Here is an 8,530-nt window from a genome sequence, read left to right as displayed (position 1 = left end):
TCTATCCAGACACCGCCACGCCCAGACCACTGGGACCTGTCTCTACACCCTCATCTGCGAAGAGCCGGTTTTGTGCGCTGGATGGCCTTCATCTGCTGCGCGCAGTCCTGGTCCGGGCACACGATCGGCACGCCGGTGCGATGAACGTGCCGCCAATCGGCCTGATTGCCGATCCACCGGATCCGGCTCTCCCCTCGAACACGGAAGAACTGCTTCTTTACGTTGCCCTTCCTGTGGCCCGTCCCGGGGTGGTTCGTCGCGTTGCTCACAAAGCCATCATGAAACGCCGGATCGGATCGGTGGAAGTCTTTGCGCGTGATGCGAGGTATGAAGCCACGGGGTAGCGCGTCGGCAATGTTGGCAGGAGGTCTTGAGATGGCTGTGCAAGCGGGAGCGCGACGACCCCTGGGTCTCTGGTGCGGTCCTGCTGCGTCCTGTCATTCGTGCGGCATCTCGCCGGGTTCCGAGTTGACCGTTGGCGTGAGCCAAAAGTGAGAGAAGGGTGATAGGGAGGGCTGTTACTCACGTGGCAACTAGGTATCGCCCGGCAATGTTGTGTGAGCACCGGGCGTTGCTGACACGTTCCGGATGCCGATGCAGGGCGCGCCCGTTCAGAATGGCAGTTTTGAGGCACGCTCAGGAGGGCCCCAGCAAAGTTTTCAGGTCCTCGTACGCGTCGGCTGAGCGACGGTGCAGTATGGCACCTTGGGGGACGGACTTCTCCGCGCGTAGGAGGTAGTTGATGGTTTTCTTCTCGCCAAGCACGATGTCGCAGTAACCAGCCGCGTAGGTCAGGTGCAGCCAGTCGTTGAGATCGTTCCCTTCCCAAATGTCGTCGGCGTTCGAGAGGCGGAAATGGAGCACCTCTCGCATGCGTCCCAACCCCGGTGTTGCGAGTATTGCGTTCTCTGCCTGGTTCTGCAGCCACTCGCTGAATTGGTCGGAGTCTAAGCCGGACTCCTTCGCGGCGGCCGGGAGGTCCCTTCCCAGGTCCGAGATGAAGCGTATTCGTGTCGCGTCCCGGGAGAGAGCCCTAGCTTTGGAGTTGATTCTCAAATTCTCGGCGAGCGGGGCGAAGGACTGAGCCCACTCCTCGGCTGCCTCTCGGCCTGCCCCATTTGCTGGTTCGTGGTCTAGTAGAAGATTGACGAGCACGAACGCCCACACTTGTTGTTGAACGAGTGCTGTGATCTCAGGGCCAAGTCCCTGTGTGTCGAGCGAATGGTTTGGATCCTTATCGAGAATGGCATCAGGGGCCAAGGTGATGGCATCGGTCTTGGTGACGGGTGCTCCGCCGAAGAGTGCTCGCAGCTCGCCTCGACGAAGTGCGAGGACGGTGCGAAGTTGCCAGCCTCGTGAATAGTGGAGCATCGTCGTGGCGAGGTCGAGTCTGCTCTCCCTTGCTCCCCGGTTCGATGTCTCCGACAGATGGGCGCTCGAGATCGGAACGATGGCACGATCCTCGTTCGCTGCTTGGTCTAGCAGCTCGAAGAATGGTCTCTTGGACGGGGTGAGGTCAGTAGGCCTCTTGCGCCACTTGGCGAAGTCGATCCAATGATTCTGATCGAGGTACACAACTGGGGCTGACGGCGCATCCTGTGGACCGCCCAGCCTCATCGAGAAGGTTTCGTCAACCGCAACAACTTCCAGTCGCGATTCTGCGGGGATGAAGGTCGTTCGTGTGACTGACCCTTGTTCGGCTGGGACCACGATGCGAGTTGTGACGATCTCCCGATCTGCCTTCACGATCGATGCGGCGCCAGACTCATGGTCGAGCGAGATCATCCTGATCCAGGCGCTCGAATGCGAACTTGACATGCCTTCTCCTAGCAGTCGAAAGTTCTGTCCTCCGCAGTCCTAGCACTTTCGATTGAGAAAGTCAGGTCACATGCTTCCATGTATGCAACAGGGGTGTACTTCGGTCGCTAGACGAGGCCCCAGTATAGGGCGAGGTGGGCATGGGCTGAGGGGTCGGCTGCCTGAAATGGGCGCCGGCGACAAGCGGTTTTCGACGCGCCCACGGTTCTGCGCAAGCGTTGAGCGAGGTGCGGCGACGAGGGCGGGTCGCTCAGTTGTCAAGATTGTCCTGGCCCACAGCAGTTAGCGTCAGCGCGTTTAGAGCATGAAAGCGCTTCACCTACAGTGGAGTCACTCGGAGTTGGCACTTGCTGACGTCCTATCCTTTTGCGGGCGAGGGGGCTTTTCCCCGCTTGCCCTTCGTCTTGAGCGGGCCGAGCTCTGCCCCCTCCTGCTCCGCCCAAGTCGTGAGTTCCGCGGTGACGCTGGAATTCAGTCCGCCAGACTGCTCTGCTCTGCATTGTGCTGCGTGACCCAGCCAGCTCCGTACGCAGTGACGCATCTGCTCGTACGTGATGCGCTCGTAGGCCCTGATGAAGCTCCGAAAATTGTTGCAATCGTCGAGTGCCCGCGTAATCTCAAACCAGGCGGTCACGAAGATCTCTTCGTGATGCTTGTGGGTGAGCGAGAGGCGCTCCAGCTCCTGGAGTGCTTGGTTGACATCTTCCCTGGCCAGCGTCCGGAGTGAGGCAGAGAGTCCGTCCGCGGTAGCTCGGACGATGCCGGCGGCATCGACCAATTTGTGCGTGATCAGCCCCAGATAGACCAGCTTGGCCGAATTGGATGCGCTAAGGAACTTTTGGTTGTTCCAGAGGGCCTCCCGGGGGACCTGAGTGAAGGGGGTGGTTGGGCCTAGAGTTGGCCTGGCTGGAGCCGGGGGTGAGGGAAAAGCGCTGGTCTGCGCGATGCTCATGCGGGTATCCTCGGTGTCATGAAGTTCAAGTAGGTGCGCCTGGCAGGGCGTGCCGAAAGAGTGGCCGCGGATGGTGATCTGCGGCCACTTTCATTTGGGGCGGGTGTCAGACGTCGGGACGATGGCCGCCTCGCAGTAAGCCTGGACGTCAGAGGCGAGATAGCGGACGTGGCGGCCGACGTGTGCGAACCGTGGGCCCGTCCGCTTCTGCCGCCACCACGACAGTGTCGATCGCGGAATTTTGAGGAGCTTCGCGACTTCATCGGCCGTGAGGTATTCATCGTGGGCGGCCTGGGCTGGGCGCTGCTCGTGTGTGTTCATGCCTACAACGTAAGAGCGGTTGCGCCTAGCCGCAACCATATGGTTGCAATATCTGCTAGCTTGTGAGTATGAACGAATCGCAAGATGACCTGTTGGACAGGCGAAACTCTGGCTCAGAGCCCGCAGAAAATTTTGGGAAACGTGTCCGTGTCGCGCGTGAATCGTTGGGCAAGGGGCAGGCGTGGCTCTCTGAGCGCCTGCAGACGCTCGGTGTTCCCCTGTCGAAGACTGCACTCTCTCGGTTGGAGGGCGGCTACCGGGCAGTGAAGCTGTCTGAAGCCGTGGTCCTCTGCGAGGTTCTCGATCTCGACCTCAACTTGCGTGATCTGAGGGGTGAGCAGGACGAGCTCAGTGCTCTTGTTGACGCGGCCGAAGAGCGCGTGGCTGAAGCGAGCGACGCAGCGCGCGCTGCGGACCTGGAGCTCGATAGGGCGGAGCAGAAGCGCGATGCCCGCACCCTCCTACGTGATGCAGTTCAGCGTCCGACAGAGAGCTTTGAATGGCAGGGGACTACGCAGGACCTGCTCAGCACCGCATTCGGTCGCGACCACGGGGCCGCCCGCGTAGCTCTTCGTGCCGTCGGAGTTCCCGAAGAGATGCTTGTCGATGACCGGGCAGGTGCATTCAAGAGGCGTGGGCACTTCTACAAGCGGCTCAGCCTGGCCGAGTGGCTGCCCAATCTGACCTGTGTGGAGGACGACGAGTATGGCCAGCATTGCTAAGAGGCCGAATGGGCAGTGGCGGGCACGTTACCGAGACGCAAGGGGCAAGGAGCACGCCCGCCACTTTCGCAGGAAGGCTGAGGCGCGGAACTGGCTGGACGAGGTCTCCGCGTCTGTTCTGACCGGGACATATGTGGATCCGGCGCGTTCCCGGTCCACGGTGGCGACAGTGGCCGATGCTTGGAGCAGGACACCTTCATGGTCTGAATCGACACGCTCGCGCAACGCATCCATCTTGAACGCCCACGTTCTGCCGCGTTGGGGCGATGCGCGACTGGCTGATTTGCATCACGAGGACATTCAGACATGGGTCAACGAGCTCGTCGACAGTGGGATGGCCGGTGGAACCGTCCGGAAGACGTTTGGCGTCCTGAACGGAGTCCTGACGCAGGCCGTCAAGACGAAGCGTCTTGCCATGAACCCCGCCGCGGATGTGATGCTGCCTCGGCAGGACATCAAGCGGCGTCGCTACTTGTCGGGGGTGCAAGTCGAAGCTCTCGCATCAGCAGCGGGGGAGAGGGCTCCGATAGTCCACGTGCTGGCTTATGCAGGTCTACGGTTCGGAGAGCTCGCAGCCCTCAAACGAGGTGCTGTGGACCCTGCCCGTCGCAGGTTCAGAATTGAAGAGTCTGTGACTGAGGTCGATGGACAGCTCGTCTGGTCGGAGCCCAAGGATCATCAGCGCCGCTCGGTTCCTTGGCCGGACTTCCTGGATGGCGAGATTTCGGCGTCCATCGAGGGGAAGACAGATGATGACCTGCTGTTCCCCTCGCCGAGTGGGGGCGTGCTCCGGGTGCGGAACATGCGGCGAGCATGGTTCGACGCCGCTGCCGCTGAGGCGGGGTTCCCGGGGCTGACACCGCATGAGATGCGGCATACCGCTGCATCACTCGCCGTCTCCGCTGGAGCCTCTGTACTTGCCTTGCAGCGGATCCTGGGGCATGACAAGCCTTCGACGACGCTCGACGTCTACTCGGACCTTTTTGACGAGGACCTCGACTTCGTGGCTGAACGGCTCTCAGAGCGTCGAGCGACCGCCGCTGCGGACCATTTGCGGACCGCCTCGAAATAGCGGATGGCTGGTTGCTAGTCCTCTGTTCGTCTGACCTGCACTTTTATTGGTGCCCCCGGCAGGATTCGAACCTGCGACACCCGCTTTAGGAGAGCGGTGCTCTATCCCCTGAGCTACGGGGGCTGGACCGGAACCATCCTACCGTCTGGTCCCGCGTGCGGCGCGTCAGCGGCTCGTCGGCTCGACCACAGTGCGGCGGAACAGCCGGGTGAGCACTGACGTCAGCACACACAACCCGACGAGGATCAGCAGCACCCAGCCGACCACGGTCAGTGTCGAGGCAGTCGCCACGGCGGCGGTCGACGGCGCGTCGGCGGCCAGCAGCCGGTCGATGAGCACGTTGTCGACGATGTCGACCACGGCGAAGATCGCCGCGCCGGCCAGCACCAGCCAGCGCGCCCTGCGCCGCATGGCCAGGCCTGCGGTCGCCCAGGAGGCGAGCAGCACCGCCAGCGGGAACAGCGTGCCGGCGGTTTTGTGCACGAAGCTCAGCTGTCCGCGGGCGTCGGCGTTCATCACCTGCTGGAGCCGCTCGACGTCCTCGAGGTCGTAGCCCAGCACCCGTGCGTCGGGCATCGCGAAGCCGCCGGAGAGCTGGGTCATCTGCGGCAGCACGAGCAGGTGCAGATACCCGAAGAGCAGGACCGCGGTGACGACCAGCGCGCCGACGAGCAGCATCGGCTGGGACTGTGCGGCCGCGCGCTGCGTGGCGGAGCCGGCGCCGGACGAGGCCGAGGGCGCGGCCGACGTCCTCGACCTGTCGCCATCGGCCGGCTGCGGTGCGCCGCGGGGCTTCTTCCGCCGTGTGGACATGCTGCTTCCTCACCCCGTGTCGTCGGTCCGTCGTCGAGCCGGGCCGTCGTCGGCCCCGTCGTCGTCGATTCTTCCAGAGTGCGCCGCCGGCCGCCCGCCGAGGGTCCCTGCACAGCCTTCGCCGCGGGCGGCGTGCGTCGGCGCCGGACCGTAGACTGGGACGATCATGGAGTTTCTCTTCACCCCGCCGTCGGACCCTGCCGAGAACGCCCGCACCGCCCGGCGCCGCGCCTCCGAACCGGCTCCGGACGCCCCGTCCGAGACCGCCGACGACGCCGCGTCGGGGCCGCACCACGCTCCGGCCGCCGCGCCGTCGGGCGAGGCCGTTGACGCCGTGGCCGGGCTGAACCCGCCGCAGCGCGAGGCGGTGCTGCACACCGGTTCGCCGCTGCTGATCGTCGCCGGCGCCGGCTCGGGCAAGACCAGCGTGCTGACCCGGCGCATCGCCCACCTGCTGCAGTCCGGTGCGGCCCGGCCGCACCAGATCCTGGCGATCACCTTCACCAACAAGGCCGCTCGGGAGATGAAGGACCGCATCGCGCAGCTGGTGGGCCCCGCGGCCGAGCGCATGTGGGTCTCCACCTTCCACTCCTCCTGCGTGCGCATCCTGCGCAACGAGGCGCCCCATCTGGGGCGGAAGTCGACCTTCACGATCTACGACGCCGCCGACTCGCTGCGACTGATCACCACGATCGCGAAGCTGCATGACCTGGATCCGAAGCGCTTCGCCCCGCGGGCGATCAAGAACAAGATCTCCTCGCTGAAGAACGAGCTCGTCGACGCCGACGAGTTCACCAGCACGGCGGCCAACGAGCCCTTCTCCGAGGCGGTGGCCACTGTCTACCGCGAGTACACCGAGCGGCTGCGGGCGGCCAACGCCTACGACTTCGACGACCTGCTGGCCGAGACCGTCCACATGTTCGACGCGTTCCCGGCCATCCTGGACACCTACCGGCGCCGCTTCCGCCACGTGCTGGTCGACGAGTACCAGGACACCAACCACGCCCAGTACCGGCTGGTCCGCCAGCTCACCGGCGCGCCGGACCCCGACGCCGGGCTGCAGACCCCGGGGGCGGAGGTGACCGTCGTCGGCGACTCCGACCAGTCCATCTACGCCTTCCGCGGCGCCGACATCCGCAACATCGTCGAGTTCGAGCGCGACTACCCGGATGCCACCACGATCAAGCTCGAGCAGAACTACCGCTCGACGCAGACCATCCTCGACGCCGCCAACGCGGTGATCTCGCAGAACCCGGGGCGCACCGAGAAGAAGCTCTGGACCGAGGAGGGCTCCGGCGAGATCATCCGGCTGCACGCGGCCGGCTCGGAGTCCGACGAGGCCGACTGGATCGCCCGGACCATCGACGAGCTCGGCGACCGCGAGGGCGTCCGCCCGTCCGACGTCGCCGTCTTCTACCGCACCAACGCCCAGTCGCGCTCGCTGGAGGAGCGGCTGGTCGGCCGCGGCATCCCGTACCGGGTCGTCGGCGGCACGCGGTTCTACGACCGCAAGGAGATCAAGGATGCGCTGGCCTATCTCCACGTGCTGAACAACCCCGACGACGACGTCAACCTGCGGCGCATCCTCAACGAGCCCAAGCGCGGCATCGGCGATCGCGCCGAGGGAGCGGTCGCCGCGCTGGCCCAGCGCGACCGGACCACCTTCCTCGAGGCGCTGCGCCGGGCCGACGAGGCCCCGGGCATGGCGACCCGCTCGGTGAAGGCGGTGACCTCCTTCGTGCGGATGATGGACGACCTCGCCGCGCTGGCGGAGGGGGAGAAGCCCTCGGTGGTGCTGGAGGCGGTGCTCGAGCAGACCGGCATGATGGAGGCGCTGCGCCAGTCGAAGGATCTGCAGGACGAGTCCCGGGCGGACAACCTCGGCGAGCTGGTGGCCATGGTCAAGGAGTACGAGGCCGGCCAGGGACCGGCCCCGCAGCCGGGGACGGCCGGCGACGTCGACGGCGAAGCCGCGGAGACGGCGGAGACCGCTTCGGAGACTCCGCCGGCGGCCACGCTGGGCGGCTTCCTCGAGCAGGTCTCGCTGGTGGCCGACGCCGACCAGATCCCCTCGGCCGGCGACGCCGAGTCCGAGCAGCTGGCCGCCGAGCAGGGCCAGGTGACGCTGATGACGCTGCACACCGCGAAGGGCCTGGAGTTTCCTGTGGTCTTCCTCACCGGCATGGAGCACGGGATCTTCCCGCATGCCCGGACGATGACGGATCCCGAGCAGCTCGCCGAGGAGCGTCGACTGGCCTACGTCGGGCTCACCCGGGCGCGTCAGAGGCTCTACCTCTCCCGCGCGGAGTCGCGGCATCTGTGGGGTCAGCAGCAGTACAACCCGCCGAGCCAGTTCCTCGGCGAGATCCCCGAGGACCTGCTGCAGGTCGGCGGCGTCGGCGGCTCCGGCGCCTCGCCGCTGCACGCCTCTCCCGGCTTCGGCTCGCTCTCCGGTGGCTTCGGCGGCTCCTCCCGCGGCTCGGGCCGTCCCGGGGGCGGGGGACAGGCCGCCTATGGCGCGCCCGACAGCACCAAGACGTCATCTGCGCTGCCCGGCGCCGGATCCTCCGGCCCGCGCCGCCAGGTCGATCCGGACCGCGCAGTGCCCGACGTGAAGCCCGGTGACCGGGTCTCGCACCGGAAGTTCGGCGTCGGCGAGGTCCTCGCCGTCGAGGGGAGCGGCGACAAGAGCGTGGCGAAGGTCAGCTTCGCAGGATCAGAGAAGCGCCTCCTCCTGCGATATGCTCCCCTGGAGAAGGCGGACTGAGCCGATCGATCGGCCGCGCCGCCTTCCCCGGCTCGACGCTGCGCCCGGACCCTTCCACGGCTCTG

8 protein-coding genes and 1 tRNA gene are annotated in these 8,530 nt (G+C 65.6%); 3 read left to right on the top strand and 6 right to left on the bottom strand.

Annotated features, from left to right (window positions below):
* Positions 1-50: 50 nt before the first annotated feature.
* The 4 genes from ABD652_RS00790 to ABD652_RS00775 form a co-directional block, all read right to left on the bottom strand.
* Positions 51-269, bottom strand: coding sequence for a hypothetical protein (locus ABD652_RS00790; RefSeq protein ID WP_344717287.1), 219 nt, complete (start codon positions 267-269; stop codon positions 51-53).
* 367 nt (positions 270-636) lie between these two features.
* Positions 637-1,785 carry a hypothetical protein gene (locus ABD652_RS00785; protein ID WP_344717286.1) on the bottom strand — a complete coding sequence of 383 codons (1,149 nt, stop codon included), beginning with the start codon at positions 1,783-1,785 and terminating at the stop codon, positions 637-639.
* Positions 1,786-2,176: 391 nt separating this feature from the next.
* Positions 2,177-2,770 (bottom strand): hypothetical protein, encoded by a 594-nt coding sequence (locus ABD652_RS00780; protein ID WP_344717285.1) that lies wholly within the window; start codon positions 2,768-2,770, stop codon positions 2,177-2,179.
* A 90-nt stretch (positions 2,771-2,860) separates the two neighbouring features.
* The gene (locus tag ABD652_RS00775; protein WP_344717284.1) at positions 2,861-3,091 is read right to left on the bottom strand and encodes a helix-turn-helix transcriptional regulator; all 231 of its coding nucleotides are present in this window, start codon (positions 3,089-3,091) and stop codon (positions 2,861-2,863) included.
* 68 nt (positions 3,092-3,159) lie between these two features.
* Between ABD652_RS00775 and ABD652_RS00770 the strand changes: the two genes are divergently transcribed.
* Both ABD652_RS00770 and ABD652_RS00765 read left to right on the top strand, forming a co-directional pair.
* Complete coding sequence (locus ABD652_RS00770; RefSeq protein WP_344717283.1) at positions 3,160-3,813, top strand: helix-turn-helix domain-containing protein; 654 nt, start codon at positions 3,160-3,162, stop codon at positions 3,811-3,813.
* A complete protein-coding gene (locus ABD652_RS00765) occupies positions 3,797-4,885 on the top strand; it encodes a tyrosine-type recombinase/integrase (RefSeq protein ID WP_344717281.1) in 1,089 nt (362 codons plus the stop codon). The genes ABD652_RS00770 and ABD652_RS00765 overlap by 17 nt, the downstream gene beginning before the upstream one ends.
* Positions 4,886-4,932: 47 nt before the next feature.
* Here ABD652_RS00765 and ABD652_RS00760 read toward each other — a convergent pair.
* Both ABD652_RS00760 and ABD652_RS00755 read right to left on the bottom strand, forming a co-directional pair.
* Positions 4,933-5,008 (bottom strand) — tRNA-Arg (locus ABD652_RS00760).
* 42 nt (positions 5,009-5,050) lie between these two features.
* The gene (locus tag ABD652_RS00755) at positions 5,051-5,698 is read right to left on the bottom strand and encodes a hypothetical protein (protein ID WP_344717280.1); all 648 of its coding nucleotides are present in this window, start codon (positions 5,696-5,698) and stop codon (positions 5,051-5,053) included.
* A 166-nt stretch (positions 5,699-5,864) separates the two neighbouring features.
* Between ABD652_RS00755 and ABD652_RS00750 the strand changes: the two genes are divergently transcribed.
* The gene (locus ABD652_RS00750; protein ID WP_344717279.1) at positions 5,865-8,465 is read left to right on the top strand and encodes a UvrD-helicase domain-containing protein; all 2,601 of its coding nucleotides are present in this window, start codon (positions 5,865-5,867) and stop codon (positions 8,463-8,465) included.
* The last annotated feature ends 65 nt before the right edge of the window (positions 8,466-8,530 follow it).

Source organism: Nesterenkonia halobia (genome assembly GCF_039536005.1).
Classification (GTDB): Bacteria; Actinomycetota; Actinomycetes; order Actinomycetales; family Micrococcaceae; genus Nesterenkonia; species Nesterenkonia halobia.
Note: the sequence above shows the minus strand (reverse complement) of the source record. Positions and strands in the feature narration are given on the sequence as shown.